The sequence below is a fragment of the Silanimonas sp. genome (assembly GCF_027531545.1).
Lineage (GTDB): Bacteria > Pseudomonadota > Gammaproteobacteria > Xanthomonadales > Xanthomonadaceae > Silanimonas.
In genome coordinates this window covers 306051-321542 of sequence record NZ_JAPZSC010000006.1, presented here as the reverse complement: position 1 = coordinate 321542, position 15492 = coordinate 306051, and the positions used below count along the sequence as shown (strand labels likewise).

Below are 15492 nucleotides of genomic sequence, written 5' to 3'. Positions count from 1 at the left end.
TCGTCACGACGTCATCAATGGCGCCCGCGTCATCAGCGACGGGGGCGGGGTATTCCGCGGATTCCGCCGCGTCGGGCATCGCGGCCGCGAGGGCCTGCACGGGCAGGGGGGCCTCGAAGGGCAGCTGCGGTTCGAGTTCGCCGAGGTCGCGGATTTCCGACAGCGGCGGCAGTTCGTCCAGCGACTTCAGGTTGAAGTAGTCGAGGAAGAGCTTGGTGGTGCCGAACAGGGCGGGCCGGCCCGGCACGTCACGGTGCCCGACCACGCGGATCCACTCGCGCTCCTCGAGCATCTTGATGATGTTGGCGTTCACCGCCACGCCGCGGATCGCTTCGATCTCGCCGCGGGTGATCGGCTGGCGGTAGGCGATCAGGGCGAGGGTTTCCAGCGTCGCGCGCGTGTAGCGCTGCGGCCGCTCGGCGAACATCCGTGCCACCCAGGGCTGCACGTCGCGCTGCACCTGGAAGCGGAAGCCCGAGGCCACCTCGACCAGCATCACGCCGCGGGACGCGCAGGCGGCCTGCAAGGCCTCGATGGCCTGCTCGATGCTGCCGCGCGGCGCCGGCTGGTCTTCGGGGAACAGCGCGTACAGCTGCGCGACCGTCATCGGGTGCGTCGCGGCCAGCACGGCGGCCTCGACGATGCGCTCGACGAGGCGGTTGTCCGACAGCGGCGCCTCTTTGGGCGGCGACTGCAGTTCGAATTCGACCGGGGTGTCTTCGGTGCTCATCGGGATCGGAATGGGTGGCGGGATCAGGCCGGCTCGAGGCCGCTGTCGCCGTCGGTGGGCAGGGCGGAAGGCGCTTCCACGCCGGCGGCACTGCTGGGATTGTTGTTAGAGGTGGCGACGTCGTCGTCTTCGACCGGGCCGCCATCCTTGTCGAGGCGCTCGGACAGCGCGCGCACGTAGATGGCAGCGAGCGGGTCTTCCTGGACGATCTCGATCAGGCGCTCCTTGGCCAGTTCGAGGATCGCGAGGAAGTTCACCACCACGCCCAGCCGGCCTTCCTCGGCGACGAACAGGGTGCTGAACTCGGTGAACGTAGTGGCCGACAGCTTGCCCAGCACCTCGCCCATCCGCTGGCGGACGCTGAGCGCCTCGCGCTTGATGGCGTGGTGGCTGAAGAGCTCGGCGCGCTTCATCACGTCGCGCAGGGCCAGCAGCATCTCGCGCAGGTCCACCGAGGGCGGTTCGACGTGGGTCTGCTTCTCGCCCGGGTCGGCATGCACCACCACCGTGTCGCGCTCGAGGCGGGGCAGGGTGTCGATGTCCTCAGCGGCCTTCTTGAAGCGCTCGTACTCCTGCAGGCGGCGCACCAGCTCGGCGCGCGGGTCGGACTCGACGCCTTCCTCGCTCGGCGGGCGCGGCAGCAGCATCCGCGATTTGATCTCGGCGAGGATCGCGGCCATCACCAGGTATTCGGCGGCGAGCTCGAAGCGCAGCTCCTGCATCACGTCGATGTAGCCGATGTACTGGCGGGTGATCTCGGCGACCGGGATGTCGAGGATGTCGAGGTTCTGGCGGCGGATCAGGTAGAGCAGCAGGTCCAGCGGGCCCTCGAAGGCTTCGAGGATGACCTCGAGCGCGTCCGGCGGGATGTAGAGGTCCTGCGGCATCTGCAGGATCGGCTGGCCGTGCACGATCGCCAGCGGCATTTCCTGCTGCTGAGGCGGGGTCGGGAAGACGCCCGGCGCGACAGTCGTCGCGTCGGCCAGCAGGTCTGCGCTTTGGCCCGGTGCCGGCGTGCCGGTCACGGGTTGGGTGCTGCGGTGTGGACCACGGAGTCTCCGGGGTGCGGGAACGGCGTCCGGTGCGACGTGGCCTCAGGCCAGGTCCACCGGTTGGAAACCCTGGCGCACCACGTCGGGAGCGGGCAGGGTGCAGTCGATGATGCTCGTGGGGCCGGGAGCGCAATGGCCCGCATCCAGCATCACGTCGACCGCGTGCAGCCAGAGGTCAGCCACCTCGTCGGCCTCGTTGCCGAGGAAGGGCGCCTCGTCGGCGTCCATGTCGGGCGACCGCAGCGTGGTCGACAGCAGCACGTCGCCACAGGCCTCCAGCAGCGCGAGCGCGACCGGATGCTCGGGGATACGAATGCCGATATCGCGCCGCTTGCTTCGGGCGCCCTGCTTCAAACGGTTCGGGAGCTGCCCGGAGGCCGGCAGGATGAACGTGACGGGTCCGGGGCTCAGGCGACGCAACAGGCGGAAGGCCGGGTCATCGAGCCGGGCAAAGCGGCTGGCGTCGCTGATTGACCGGCAGAATAGGGTGAAGGGGTGCCGGCTGTCCAGTTGGCGGAGGCGTCGGACGCGTTCCTCGGCCCCTGTCCCGTTCAGGCTCCAGACCAGGGCGTAGCCGGCATCCGTCGGGCACAGCGCCAGTCCGTCACGGTTGATCCGCTGTGCGGCGCGCTCCACGAGGCGGGCTTGGGGCGTCTCGGGGTGGACATCCAAGCGAACCGACTCGCCCGCGGCAATGCTCACGGTGACGAGCCCATCGGGCCGTAGGTCTGCTCAAGGTCGCTGCGTCCTCCACGCTCCGACCGCGCGAGCATTGCCCGATCGAAGTGCTGCGCCAGCGATCGGCCCGCGGGTGAGTCCGCGAAAGCAATGAAGATCGGGTTCTCGACGCCCGCGTCGATCAACCTCACCGCAGGAAAGAAACCGCTCCGGTCGATCTCGTGGCGAAGCACGTGGCCGTTGTCGAGCACCGTGTCGATCCTTCGGTCCACGAGTTTGCGGAGGTTCGTCCATGTCGGCCGATCGCTCGAGAGCGTTTCCAGCGTGGGCCCGCTGCTTCCGCCGGGGAACAGTGCGCCGTCCAGCGTCGGTCCGAAGCGATAGCCGTCGGCCAGGCCGATCCGACGGTCGGCAAGGACCTCGACGCCGGTGAAACGCCAGGGATCGTCGGCACGAACCGCAAAGGCCGGTCGGTCGCTGGCGGCGGCGAGCTTCGGGTAAACCAGCGCGGCCGATTCGCCCCGCACCGCGCCCAGCACGCCGTCGATGCGGCCGCCCTCGGCCTCACGAACGGCCCGTGCCCAGCTCATGCGGCGGATCTCCACCGGGCGGGCCGGGGATTCGAAGACCTCGCGCACCAGTTCCACCAGGAAACCGGGACGCGTGGATTCGAAACAGACGTAGGGACACCACTCGTCGGATGCGAACACCAACGGCCGGCCCTCCGGAAGCGCGCCGGCCGGGCCTTCATTCGAGGGCGCCTCGCTCCCCAAGACCGGCCCGGCCAAGGCCATCAGAACAACAGCGAGCCGGCAGAACGTCCCGCGGCGAGGTCCCTTGGTCACCTGCATGGCTTGCCGTCGCTCAGCGTCGTGCCGCCCTCGGCTTCGAGGCGAGTTCATCGACCATCGCGCCGAACTCGATCGGCGTCGGCGGCGCAAGGGACTTCACGCGATCGCGGGCTTCCACGCGCGCGCCGCCCTGGATGGTTGCGATGCTGAACTGCTCCTGCACCTGGGCCACCTGGATCTCGCCCACCGGAGTCTCGGTCGAGCCCAGCGAGATGCCGGTGTCCGGATCGATCAGGGCTTCGCCGGGACGGACCACGGCGAGGCGGTCGCCGGCGCTGACCACGCCGGCGCCGAGGTTGATGTAAGCCTGCGTGCCCTCGACCTTGACGACGGCACCGGTGGCAGGCTGCGCACCGATCTGCTTGGCGAGTTCATAGACGGCTTCGTTGATCGAAGCGAGCACCGCCTGGCCGATGGGCGTCCGCGAGTAGGCGCCGACGAAGCCGCCAAGTGCGCCGCTGCCGCCGATGCCGAGGCCGCCGAAATCGATGCCCGATTCCTTGATCTCACGCTCGATCTGACGGGTGAAGACGACTTCGCTGGTCGTCGCGTTGATCAGGCGGATGTTCATGCCGAGCGACGAGGAGGACGAGTTGACGTTGACGCTGCCGGCGAGTGCGCCGAGGCCGCCGAGTCGGCCGCCGAGTGCGTTGGCGATGCCGCCGACGTTGGTCGACTTGGCGTTGGTGCCTGGGTCGTAGGAGGTGATGACGGCTTCGACGAGGTACTCGGCGCCGAGGATCTGGCCCATGCCGGCCGCCGAAGGCGTGGCGACGCGGCCGCTGGCGCCGAAGTCCTGCTCCTGCATCACGTTGCCGATGGCCTGACGCTCGACGAGACGGAAGCGACCGCTCTGGTTCAGTGCATCGGTGATCATCGCCTCGATGCCGTTGACCGGCACCGTCTGGAAGGCCCACTCGACGTTGGTCGAGCCGTACTGATCGTTGGCGGTGTAGCTGGAAACGCTGGAGGTGTTGTCGATCTTGCTCACCGCCACGCGCGCCTTGCGTCCGGAGTAGGGCGACCAGCGCATCTGCACGAGGCGCAGGGTATTGACCGGGGTCAGGTCCTGCGGGAGGGCGATCTCGTTGCCTTCGGCGAGCGAGTAGGCGAGGGGCTCGGCGGCCACCGGCAGCGCGCTGGCGGCGGCGATGGCGAGGGCGGCGGTCAAGGCGCGGAACGGAAGCATGGCTTCTCCTGGGAAGCGGAAACGGGGGATTTCCATACGCATTCCGCCCGAGGCGGGCGGCGCGTTCGAGTCTAGCCCAAGGCTCCGCGCGGCTACACTAGGGGGATGACGAATCCGAATTCTCCGACCCGCTGGTACGTGATTCTCGGACACGATGCCGACGGTACCGGCCCGGCCCGCGCCGCAGCGCGACCGGCGCACCTCGCGCGCCTTGAGACCTTGGCCTCCGCTGGCCGATTGAAGCTCGCCGGCCCGCTGCCGCGCCAGGATGGGGTGCCACCTGCCGAGGGGGGCGTCTCAGGAAGCCTGATCGTCGCCGCGTTCGGCGACCTTGCCGCCGCGCAGGCCTGGGCGGCCGACGATCCGTATGTCGCCGCCGGCGTCTATGCCCGCGTCGACGTGCAGCCCTTCCTTCCGGTGCTGCCATGAGCGCCCACGCCAACGCAGGCGGTCTCCCCCGGGAGGCCCGTGGCGCCGAGATCGAAGCGCGGTTGAGGACGGCCCTCCAGCCGCAGTACCTAGAGTTGGTCGACGACAGCCACAAACACCGCGGCCATGCCGGTGCGGCCGATGGCCGCAGCCATTTTTCGGTTCGGGTCGTGGCGGAGGTCTTCTCCGGACTGCGCCCGATCGCCCGTCATCGCCTCATCTACGAAGCGCTCGGGACCCTGATGGCGACCGACATCCATGCCCTGGCCATCGAGGCCCGTGCGCCGGGCGAGGCCGCCCCGTAGTCGTTACACTGGCAGGCCGCCCGGGGTGCAAGTTCCTTCGAATCAAGGACTTGCATCGCCGAGCATCCCGAATTCAACGCTCCCGGAGCCGGTGCTTTCCCGCCCGCTTCGAGCCACCGGATCGCCCTGCGCATGCGTCTGTCCACCATCAAGCTCGCCGGCTTCAAGAGCTTCGTCGACCCGACCACCCTGCACTTGCCCACCAACATGACCGGCGTCGTCGGTCCGAACGGCTGCGGCAAGTCGAACATCATCGACGCCGTCCGCTGGGTGATGGGCGAGAGTTCCGCGAGCCGCCTGCGCGGTGATTCCTTCACCGACGTGATCTTCTCTGGCTCCAGCTCGCGCAAGCCGGTGTCGCAGGCCACGGTGGAGCTGGTGTTCGACAACAGCGACCAGGCCATCGGCGGCGAATTCGCGAAGTACAACGAGATCTCGGTGAAGCGCCTCGTCTCGCGCGACGGCCAGAGCAGCTATTTCCTCAACGGTGCGCGCTGCCGCCGCCGCGACATCACCGACCTCTTCCTCGGCACCGGCTTGGGGCCGCGCAGCTACTCGATCATCGAGCAGGGGATGATCTCGCAGGTCATCGAGGCCAAGCCCGAGGAATTGCGCCTGTTCCTCGAGGAGGCCGCCGGCATCTCCAAGTACAAGGAGCGCCGCAAGGAGACCGAAAGCCGCATCAAGGGCACGCGCGACAACCTCGACCGCCTGAACGACCTGCGCGAGGAGATCGACAAGCAGCTCGAGCACCTGAAGCGCCAGGCCCGCGCCGCCGAGCAGTACCAGGCCCTGCAGGCCGAACACCGCGAAAAGGACGCGCAGCTGAAGGCGCTCGAGTACCGCCGCCTGCAGGCCCAGTCGGAAGCGCTGAATGCCGCGCTGCTGGACGACGAGACGAAGCTCCAGGAACTGCTCGCCGAGCAGCGCGCTGCCGAAGAGCAGGGCGAGCTGACCCGCGAGCAGCACGCCGAGGCCAGCCAGCACCTGGGTCGCGCGCAGGCCGAGAGCTACCGCATCGGCGGCGAGATCGCGCGTATCGAACAGCAGATCCAGCACCAGCGTGAACTGAAGCGGCGCATCGAGACGGCCCGCGCGGAAGCCGACGAAGCGCTGGCCGAGGTGATGCACCACATCGAGTCCGACGCCGCCCAGCTGATGCAGCTGGAGGAGCAGGTGGCGGAAGCGGAACCGCGCCTCGAGACCCTGCGTGGCGGCGACGAAGACCGCCAGGACGCCCTGCGCGAGGCGGAAACCAAGCTCGCCGACTGGCAGCGTCGCTGGGACGAGTACGCGCGTTCGTATGCCGAGTCTTCGCGCGCGGCCGAGGTGGAACGCACCAAGATCGAATTCCTCGAACGCCAGTCGATGGAGGCCAACCGCCGCCGCGAGACGCTGGCCACCGAGCGCGCCGGCCTCGACCTCACGACGCTCAGCGAGGCGATGGAGACGCTGGCGCTCGAACACGAAACCAAGCGTGCCGGGCTCGATGCGCTGGCCGAGATCCTCGAAGGCAAGAAGGCCGCCCTGCTCGAGATCCAGGAGCAGCAGCGCCAGCAGCAGACCGAGCTCGCCGAGACCCGCAAGGCCACGCAGGCCGCCAAGGGTCGCATGGCCTCGCTGGAGGCCTTGCAGCACGCCGCGCTGGGCCAGGAGAAGAGCGGGGCCCTCGAGTGGCTGAAGTCGCAGGGCTTGGCTGACCTGCCGCGTCTTGGCGAAGTGCTGACGGTCGAGCCGGGCTGGGAAACCGCCGTCGAGACGGTGCTCGGCCACCTGCTCGAAGCGGTCGTCCACGACGACGCCGGCAGCGTCCGCGAGGCGGTGGCCCAGTTGGCGCAAGGTCGCGTGGCCTTGGTCGACGGCGCGACGGGCGGCATCGACGTGCCCGCCGGCAGCCTCGCCGCCAAGGTGCAGGGGCCGCGTGCGATCCGCGCGCTGCTTGCCCCCATCCACGCGGTCGACGCGCTGACCTCCGGCGAAGCCGACGGCCGCCGCGCGGCCCTGCAGTCCGGCGAAGCCATCATCGACCGCACCGGCGTCTGGGAAGGCCCGGGCTGGCTGCGCTTCAACAAGAGTGGCGAAGCGCAGCAGGGCGCCCTGGCCCGCGAGCGCGAGATCAACGAGCTCAAGCAGCAGATCGTCGCCCTCGCGGCGCGCGAGCAGGCGCTGGTCGAAGGGCAGCACGCCCACCGCGATGCGCTGCTGGTGGCCGAGCAGGCCCGCGAAGACGCCCAGCGGACGCTGTATCTCGCGCACCGCAGCGTCTCCGAGATGGGCGGCCAGCTGCAGAGCCAGAAGGGCCGGCTGGAAACCGCACAGGCCCGCATGGCCACGCTGGATCGCGAATTGGCGCAGATCGCCACGTCGATGGAATCGGCGCAGGTCGAAGTGCGCGAGGCGCGTGGGCGCCTCGAAATCGCCACCGAGCGCATGGGCGATCTCGAAACGCAGCGCATGACGCTGGAGAACCAGCGCCGCCTCTTCACCGAGCAGCGCGAGATGGCGCGCATGTCGGCGCGCGAGGCCCGCGAATCAGCCCACCAGCTGGCGTTGGCGCTGGAAGCCCAGCGGACCCGCGTCAACGCGCTGAACCAGTCGCTGTCGCGCCTGCGCGGCCAGCAGGCCCAGCTGGCCAGCCGCCGCGACGAACTGGCCGCCCAGCTACAGGACGGCGACAGCCCGATCCACACGCTCGACGGCGAGCGCCAGATGCTGCTCGAGCAGCGCGTGATCGCCGAGAAGGACCTCGCGACGGCGCGGGCCAACCTCGACGGGATCGAGCAGGAGCTGCGTGGCTACGAGCACAAGCGCCAGCAGCGCGACCAGGCCGCTATCGCCCAGCGCGAGCGCATCGCGCAGCGACGGATGGAAGCGCAGGCGCTGGAGATCAAGGCGCAGCAGCAGGTTGAAGCCATCGCCACCGCCGGCCTCGAGCTCGACGCCGTCGTGGCCGGGCTGCCGGAGCAGGCCGACGCGGCCACCTGGTCGCGCAGCATCGGCGAACTGGAAGGCAAAATGCGCCGGCTCGAGCCGGTCAACCTCGCGGCCATCCAGGAATTCGCCGAGCAGAGCGAGCGCAAGGCTTACCTCGACACCCAGAACGCCGACCTCGTCGCCGCGCTGGAGCAGCTCGAGGACGCCATACGCAAGATCGATCGCGAAACCCGCGGCCGCTTCAAGGAGACCTTCGACCGCGTCAACGCCGGTGTGCAGGAACTCTTCCCGCGCCTGTTCGGCGGCGGCCATGCCTACCTCGAACTGACGGGCGAAGACCTGCTCGACACCGGCGTCGCCATCATGGCGCGTCCGCCGGGCAAGCGCGTCTCCAACATCACGCTGCTGTCGGGTGGTGAGAAGGCGCTGACCGCCGTGTCGCTGGTGTTCGCGATCTTCCGCCTGAACCCGGCGCCGTTCTGCCTACTCGACGAGGTCGACGCGCCCCTCGATGAAGCCAACGTCGGCCGCTTCTGCACGATGGTCAGCGAGATGAGCGAGAAGGTGCAGTTCCTCTTCGTCAGCCACAACAAGGCCACGATGGAGGCGGCCAGGCAGCTCGCTGGCGTCACCATGCGCGAGCCGGGCGTGTCGCGACTCGTCTCGGTTGATCTCGCCGAGGCCACGCGCCTCGCCGGTGCGGCATAATCGCGCGGTCTCAACCACGTCAAGATCGCGTCTGGAGCCTGTTGGATGGAATTGTCCGGCCTGAGTGAAGCCAACGTCCTGCGTCTCGCCATCGGCGCCGCGGTCGTCGTGCTCATGGTGGTGATCTGGTTGACCGGCCGGAAGAAGCCCGAGCAGGGCGTGCGTCGCGACAGCGCCGACACCGAGCGCCTTGCCGCGGCGTTTCCGAGTTTCGGCGCCGGCGGCCGCCGGGAGCCGACCTTGGGCGATGCGATCGCCGAGGCCGACAACGACGGCCCGGAACTCGATGCCGAGCGAGGCATCGCCGTCGACGATGCTGCCCCGATGTCGCCCACGCGCTCCCAGCTCGGTGCCCGTCCGGACGCCAGCTTCGACCGTATCGTCACCCTCTACCTCGCGGCCCGCGCCGGCGAAGTGCTGCAGGGCCCCGACATCGTCGTGGCCTGCGAGAAGGCCGGCCTCGCCTACGGCCACATGGGCATCTTCCACCGCCTCGACGACAACCACCCCGAGCGCGGTCCGATCTTCAGCCTCGCGAACCTGGTGAAGCCGGGTTCGTTCGACATGGCGCGGCTCGGCGAGATCCGCACGCCGGGCGTCAGCCTGTTCATGACCCTGCCGGGCCCGCTGAACGCCCTCGACGCGTGGGAAACCCTGCTGCCCGCCGCGCAGCGCATGGCCGAACTGCTCGATGCCGTGCTGCTCGACGAGGAGCGCAACGCGCTCGGCCGCCAGCGCATCGCGCACCTGCGCGAGGAAATGCGCGCCTACGACCGCAAGCGCGACGCGCAGAACGTGCGCTTCTGAGTCCCAGGGCCGGCGCCCGCCGCCGGTCACAGCGCGCCACCGACGCGAGGTCCGCATGAGCGCCCCCGATCGCATCGATGAACTCCGGCGCCTGATCGCCGACGCCGACCACGCCTACTACCAGCTCGACGCGCCGAGCGTCCCCGACGCCGAGTACGACCGCTGGATGCGCGAGTTGCGCGAGTGCGAAGCCGCGCAGCCCGAGCGCGTCACGCCCGATTCGCCGACGCAGCGAGTCGCCGGTCGGCCGTCGTCGGCCTTCGCGGAAGTGCGCCATGCGGTGCCCATGCTCAGCCTCAACAACGCCTTCGCCGATGATGAAGTCGCCGATTTCGTGCGGCGCGTCGTCGAGGCCACCGGTGAAGCCGAGCCCGCGTTCTCCGTGGAACCGAAGATCGACGGACTCGCGATCACGCTGCGCTACGAGCGCGGGATGCTCGTGCAGGGGGCCACGCGCGGCGACGGCACCACCGGCGAGGACGTCATCGCCAACCTGCGGACGATCCGCGCGATTCCTCTGGCACTCCGTGTTCCGGCCGGGTTGCCCGTCCCGGAGGTCCTCGAGGTGCGCGGTGAGGTGTACATGCCGAAGGCGGCGTTCGAGCGCTTCAACGAGCGGGCGCTTGCGGCTGGCGAGAAGCCCTTGGCCAACCCGCGCAATGGGGCCGCAGGTTCGCTTCGGCAACTCGATCCGCGCATCACGTCGAAGCGTCCGCTGGCGTTCTTCGCCTATGGCATCGGCGAGGTGCAGGGCTTCGAGCTGCCGGCGACGCATTCGGCGCTGTTGAAGTCCATCGCCGAGTACGGGCTGCCCTTGGCGCCGGAAGTCGATGTCGCGTCCGGTCTCGATGGCGTGCTGGCCTACTACCGGCGCATCGGCGTTGCACGTGATGCCTTGCGCTACGACATCGACGGCGTCGTCTACAAGCTCGACCGCCGCGACCTGCAGGAACGGATGGGTTTCGTGGCCCGCGCGCCGCGCTGGGCCATCGCGCACAAGTTCCCGGCGCAGGAGGAAGTGACGGTGCTGGAGGGCATCGACGTGCAGGTCGGCCGCACCGGCGCGATCACGCCGGTGGCGCGCTTGAGGCCGGTGCGCGTGGCTGGCGTCGTCGTCACCAACGCGACGCTGCACAACGCCGACCAGATCGCGCGGCTGGATGTCCGCCTCGGCGACACGGTGGTCGTGCGTCGCGCCGGTGACGTGATCCCCGAAGTGGCGCGCATCGTCCCGGAGCGTCGGCCGCTCACCGCCGATGGTTCGCCGCTGCATTCGGCCTTCGTGATGCCGACAAGCTGCCCGGAGTGCGGCTCGGCGGTCGAGCGCGCGGAAGGCGAGGCGGTGATGCGCTGCACGGGCGGCCTGTTCTGCCCGGCGCAGCGCAAGCAGGCGCTGATCCACTTCGCCTCGCGGCGGGCGATGGACATCGAGGGCCTTGGCGAGCGCTTCGTCGAGGATCTCGTCGATTTCGGCTACGTGCAGACGGTGGCCGACCTCTACCGCCTCACGCTGGACGATCTTCTGGCCATGAAGCGCCGCGCCGACGCGCGCGACGACGTGACGCCCGAGACGGTGAAGCAGGGCAAGATCGCCACGCGCTGGGCCGAGAACCTGCTCGGCGGCATCGACCAGAGCCGCCACACCGCATTGGAGCGCCTGCTGTTCGCGCTGGGCATCCGCGACGTTGGCGAGGCCACGGCCAAGCAGCTCGCCCGCTGGTTCGGCGGGCTCGACGCCCTGATGGCCGCCAGCGTCGAGGAACTGCTGGCCGTGCCCGACGTCGGCCCCGTCGTCTCCGCGCGCATCCATGGCTTCTTCGCCGAGGCGCACAACCGCGAGGTGATTGCGGCTCTGCGCGAGCGCGGCCTGCAGTGGCCGGAAGGCCCGCCGCAACGTACGGCGGAAGGGCCGCTCGCCGGGAAGACGGTGGTCCTGACCGGCGGCCTCGCGGCCTTCAGTCGCGACGAGGCTGGGGCCCATCTGGAAGCGCTCGGCGCCAAGGTCGCGGGCAGCGTCTCGAAGAAGACCTCCCTCGTGGTCGCGGGTGAAGCGGCCGGTTCGAAGCTCGACAAGGCCCGCGAGCTCGGCATCGAGGTCTGGGACGAAGCGGCCCTGCTCGACTTCCTGCGTGCCGAAGGTCGCATCGCGTGAACCCACGCCACGCCGCCTTGCATCTTCGTGCCCGGCTGAATGCGCTGTTCCGCGATTTCTTCGCCACGCGCGGCGTCGTCGAGGTCGAGACCCCCGTGCTCAGCCGCGCTGGCAACACCGATCCGAACATCCGCAGTTTCACGCTGGAGTTCAGCGGCCCGTCCAGCGGTGGCCCTCGCCAGCGCTGGCTGCGCACGTCGCCCGAGTTCCCGCTGAAGCGGCTGCTCGCAGAGGGCTTCGGTGATTGCTACGAACTGGGTCGCGTGTTCCGCGATGGCGAAGCCGGGGGGCGGCACAATCCCGAATTCACGATGCTCGAGTGGTATCGCGTTGGATGGGACCACCGTCGCCTCGCGGACGAGACCGTGGCCCTCGTCACCGCCGCGATGGCCTTGGTCGGTCGCGAGCCAAGGGAAGTGCGTTCGCTGGACTTCGCGACGCTGTACCGCGACGCGTTCGAGTTCGACCCGCACACGGCCTCCATCGACGCCTTGAGGGCCGCGCTGGGTGAGGTCCACATCGACCCGGACGGGCTGACGCGGGACGATTGGCTCGATCTCCTGATGACGCATCGCTTGCAGCCGTCGTTCGCCACCGATGCGATCACCGTCGTCCACGACTGGCCGGCAACACAGGCGGCGCTCGCACGACTCCGTCCCGGCGAAGCCCCCGGCCAGCCCACGGTGGCGGAGCGCTTCGAGCTCTATCTCGGCCCGCTCGAGGTGGCGAACGGCTACCACGAACTGAACGACGCGTCGGAGCAGCGCCACCGCTTCCAGCGTGACCATGCCGTGCGTTCGGCGCGCGGTGATGCCTTGCCGCCGATCGATGACGCGCTGATCGCCGCGTTGCCGGCCATGCCGGATTGCGCCGGCGTCGCGTTGGGCGTCGACCGGCTGTTGATGGGGCTGGTGGGGACCACGCGGATCGCGGACGTGCTGGCCTACGACTTCGCGAGCGCCTGAACGGCCGGCATCGACGGCCGCGGTGTGGCGCAGGGGAGCGGCGGAATTTCCCGGCCATTCATCGATCGACGATGATGCTCATCGTCGCGATCCAGGCCGAGGCCGCCCATGTCCGCACGCCACTCCTTCTTCGCCCTCTTCGCCCTTTTCGGGGCGTCGTCGTTCTCGATGCCTGCCGTTGCCCAGTACGGCTACGCGCCGGCCGAGCGCTTCCGTTGCGAAAGCCACGACGGCCGAACCAACCAATGCCGGGTCGACACCCGTGGCGGCGTTGTCCTGGTTCGCCAACTGTCGCGTGGCGCCTGCATCGAAGGCCGCACCTGGGGTTGGGACCGGCGCGGTGTCTGGGTGAGTGAAGGCTGTCGCGCCGAATTCGAGGTTGGCGGCGGCTACGCGGGCCATCCCGGAGGCGGCTATGGCGATGGCTACGGGGGTGGGTATGGCGGTGGGTCGGTGATCCGCTGCGAAAGCCACAATGGCCGGCAGAACTACTGCGATCTGGACGTCCGTGGCGGCGTCGTGCTGGTGCGCCAGCTGTCGCGCGGGGCCTGCATCGAGGGCCGCACCTGGGGTTGGGACCGTCGTGGCGTTTGGGTGGCCGAAGGCTGCCGCGGCGAGTTCGCCAGCCGTGGCGGTGGCCGGCCGGGCGGTGGTGGCTGGCAGGGCGGAGGCGGTTGGGGCGGCGGCCCCGGGTACGGCCACGGCGGCGGGCAGACCATTCGTTGCGAGTCGCAGAACGGCCGCACCCAGTACTGCGATATCGGCTATGCGCGACAAGTCCGGTTGGAGCGCCAGCTCTCGCGCGGCGAGTGCACCGAGGGCTACACCTGGGGCTTCGACCAGAGCGGCTTGTGGGTCACCCGGGGCTGCCGCGCCGAGTTTTCGGTGTGGTGACCGAAGCGCGTTTCCGTGGCGCCTTCGCGGGGCGCCCCGACGTCGACGGGGCCGACGGCTTTGCCGTGGGCTCGCGTGCGGCTCGGCCTGCAGCCTTTGCGATTCGGCCCGAGGCGCGCAGCACCTGACCGCCCCAAGCCGCCGCCAGCTTGAGCGGCGGCAGGGCCATCGTCAGGGCTTCGGCGCTGAAATCACGCAGCTTGGCCGGGGCGATCTCCAAGGCCTCGCCGAGCGGTGCCGGCAGCCAGTCCATCCCGGCCTTGCGCACGCGGCAGACGGCATCGGCATAGCGCCCAGCCGCCCAAGTGGTGGCCACGGCGCGGGTCGTTTCCGCCACCAGCGGTTCGACCGGGGTGAAGCGAAGGAGGGGCTGGATCAGCGGCGTCGGCAGCCACTCGCCGAGCAGGTCGCGCAGCCCGTCCTTGCGAGTGAGCGGGCTCAGCTTGGCCTGGGTCTCGGCCACGGCGAGCACGCTCTCGATTTCCCAGCGCGCCGGCTTCAGGCCGTGCCGCGCGTAGATCGTCTTGACCAGATCGCGGCGCACCGTGGCGGGCTTCATCCGCTCGGCAGCGTCGAGCATCCGCTTCGGGATGAAGGGCCGCAGCAGGGGCAGGGTGTGGAGGGCCACGTCGATGGCGGCGCCGGCACCCGCCTGCACCGACGCGGCGTGGAGTCGGGCTTCGGTGCCGGCAACGCTGGCCGTACGCTTCGGGCTCGTGGGCATGCCGGGTAGCATAGCGGCATGAGCATCGACTACGACCGCTACGACCGCATCCGACCCATCCAGTGGATGGGCGACCACCTCCTGCTGCTCGACCAGCGCCGCCTGCCGTTCGAGACGGTCAACCTCCGCTGCGACAGCGCGGCCGAGGTGGCTACCGCCATCCGCGATCTCGCCGTCCGCGGCGCGCCCGCCATCGGCATTTCCGCCGCTTGGGGCGTGGTGCTGGCGGGGCAGGGCATGCGGGCTGCCGATGGCGCCGAAGCCGAGCGCCGGATGGCCTCGCAGCTGGACGCGCTCAACGCCTCGCGCCCCACCGCGGTCAACCTGATGTGGGCCATCCGCCGCATGCGGAATGCCCTTTGCGCTGCCGGCGCGGACTGGCTCGCGGTGATCACGGCCGAAGCCGAGGCCATCGCCCGCGAAGACCTCGCGGCGAACCGACTGATGGGCCAGCTCGGTGCCGCGCTGATCGCGCCGGGTAGCGGCGTGCTGACGCACTGCAACACCGGCTCGCTGGCGACGGCGGGCTTCGGCACGGCACTGGGCGTGATCCGCGCCGGCGTGGCCGAGGGCCGCGTCGCGAAGGTCTATGCCGGCGAAACGCGGCCTTGGGGGCAGGGCGCCCGCCTGACCGCGTGGGAACTGCAGCAGGATGGCATTCCGCCGACCCTGATCGCCGACTCGGCCGCAGCCCACCTGATGAAGACCGGGGCCGTGCAGTGGCTGATCGTCGGCGCCGACCGCATCTGCGCCAACGGCGACACCGCCAACAAGATCGGCACCTACGCCCATGCGATCTCGGCCAAGCACCATGGCGTCAAGGTGATGGTGGTGGCGCCGTCCTCCACCGTCGATATGGCCACACCGCACGGCGACGACATCGAGATCGAGCTTCGCGATTCGCGCGAGCTGCTGTTCGCCGGCGGCCAACGTGTGGTGGCCGAGGGGGTGGCCGCGTGGAACCCGGTCTTCGACGTGACGCCGGGTTCGCTGATCGACGTCATCGTGACCGAAAAGGGCGTGATCGAGCATCCCGACGAGGCCCGGATGCGGGCCGTCTTCGGCGCCGCTTGA

Annotated in this window: 13 protein-coding genes and 1 pseudogene; 8 read left to right on the top strand and 6 right to left on the bottom strand. The window is 69.7% G+C overall.

The features are described from left to right. Nucleotides 1-118: 118 nt before the first annotated feature. The 5 genes and pseudogenes from scpB to O9280_RS05735 all read right to left on the bottom strand — a co-directional run. A pseudogene (gene scpB, locus O9280_RS05755) lies at nucleotides 119-670 on the bottom strand (SMC-Scp complex subunit ScpB); the annotation flags it as partial. Between the two features lie 83 nt (nucleotides 671-753). After that, on the bottom strand, nucleotides 754-1656 hold the full coding sequence (locus tag O9280_RS05750) for a ScpA family protein (protein WP_298340616.1): 903 nt from the start codon (nucleotides 1654-1656) through the stop codon (nucleotides 754-756). Between the two features lie 168 nt (nucleotides 1657-1824). Next, nucleotides 1825-2484: an L-threonylcarbamoyladenylate synthase gene (locus O9280_RS05745; protein WP_298339995.1), complete on the bottom strand. Its 660-nt coding sequence runs from the start codon at nucleotides 2482-2484 to the stop codon at nucleotides 1825-1827. Next, nucleotides 2481-3170 (bottom strand): transporter substrate-binding domain-containing protein, encoded by a 690-nt coding sequence (locus O9280_RS05740; protein WP_298339992.1) that lies wholly within the window; start codon nucleotides 3168-3170, stop codon nucleotides 2481-2483. Before O9280_RS05740 ends, O9280_RS05745 begins: the two co-directional genes overlap by 4 nt. A 154-nt stretch (nucleotides 3171-3324) precedes the next feature. Further along, on the bottom strand, nucleotides 3325-4500 hold the full coding sequence (locus tag O9280_RS05735; RefSeq protein WP_298339988.1) for a CsgG/HfaB family protein: 1176 nt from the start codon (nucleotides 4498-4500) through the stop codon (nucleotides 3325-3327). A gap of 105 nt (nucleotides 4501-4605) precedes the next feature. Between O9280_RS05735 and O9280_RS05730 the strand changes: the two genes are divergently transcribed. The 7 genes from O9280_RS05730 to O9280_RS05700 all read left to right on the top strand — a co-directional run bounded on the left by O9280_RS05730 (nucleotide 4606) and on the right by O9280_RS05700 (nucleotide 13694). Next, complete coding sequence (locus O9280_RS05730) at nucleotides 4606-4929, top strand: YciI family protein (RefSeq protein ID WP_298339984.1); 324 nt, start codon at nucleotides 4606-4608, stop codon at nucleotides 4927-4929. Then, on the top strand, nucleotides 4926-5234 hold the full coding sequence (locus tag O9280_RS05725; protein WP_298339981.1) for a BolA family protein: 309 nt from the start codon (nucleotides 4926-4928) through the stop codon (nucleotides 5232-5234). The genes O9280_RS05730 and O9280_RS05725 overlap by 4 nt, the downstream gene beginning before the upstream one ends. Nucleotides 5235-5366: 132 nt before the next feature. Beyond that, a complete protein-coding gene (gene smc / locus O9280_RS05720; protein ID WP_298339979.1) occupies nucleotides 5367-8876 on the top strand; it encodes a chromosome segregation protein SMC in 3510 nt (1169 codons plus the stop codon). A 60-nt stretch (nucleotides 8877-8936) separates the two neighbouring features. After that, a complete protein-coding gene (zipA, locus tag O9280_RS05715; protein WP_298340615.1) occupies nucleotides 8937-9683 on the top strand; it encodes a cell division protein ZipA in 747 nt (248 codons plus the stop codon). 55 nt (nucleotides 9684-9738) lie between these two features. Continuing rightward, nucleotides 9739-11835: an NAD-dependent DNA ligase LigA gene (gene ligA / locus O9280_RS05710; protein WP_298339976.1), complete on the top strand. Its 2097-nt coding sequence runs from the start codon at nucleotides 9739-9741 to the stop codon at nucleotides 11833-11835. After that, nucleotides 11832-12800 carry an EF-P lysine aminoacylase EpmA gene (epmA, locus tag O9280_RS05705; protein ID WP_298339973.1) on the top strand — a complete coding sequence of 323 codons (969 nt, stop codon included), beginning with the start codon at nucleotides 11832-11834 and terminating at the stop codon, nucleotides 12798-12800. Before ligA ends, epmA begins: the two co-directional genes overlap by 4 nt. 108 nt (nucleotides 12801-12908) lie before the next feature. Then, entirely contained in the window at nucleotides 12909-13694 is a 786-nt protein-coding gene (locus O9280_RS05700; RefSeq protein ID WP_298339970.1) for a DUF3011 domain-containing protein, read from the top strand. On the opposite strand, the gene O9280_RS05695 is transcribed toward O9280_RS05700, so the two are convergent. After that, complete coding sequence (locus O9280_RS05695; RefSeq protein WP_298339967.1) at nucleotides 13657-14418, bottom strand: hypothetical protein; 762 nt, start codon at nucleotides 14416-14418, stop codon at nucleotides 13657-13659. The two genes, O9280_RS05700 and O9280_RS05695, sit on opposite strands and share 38 nt — an antisense overlap. A gap of 18 nt (nucleotides 14419-14436) precedes the next feature. On the opposite strand from O9280_RS05695, the gene mtnA reads away from it, so the two are divergent. Next, a complete protein-coding gene (mtnA, locus tag O9280_RS05690) occupies nucleotides 14437-15492 on the top strand; it encodes an S-methyl-5-thioribose-1-phosphate isomerase (RefSeq protein WP_298339964.1) in 1056 nt (351 codons plus the stop codon).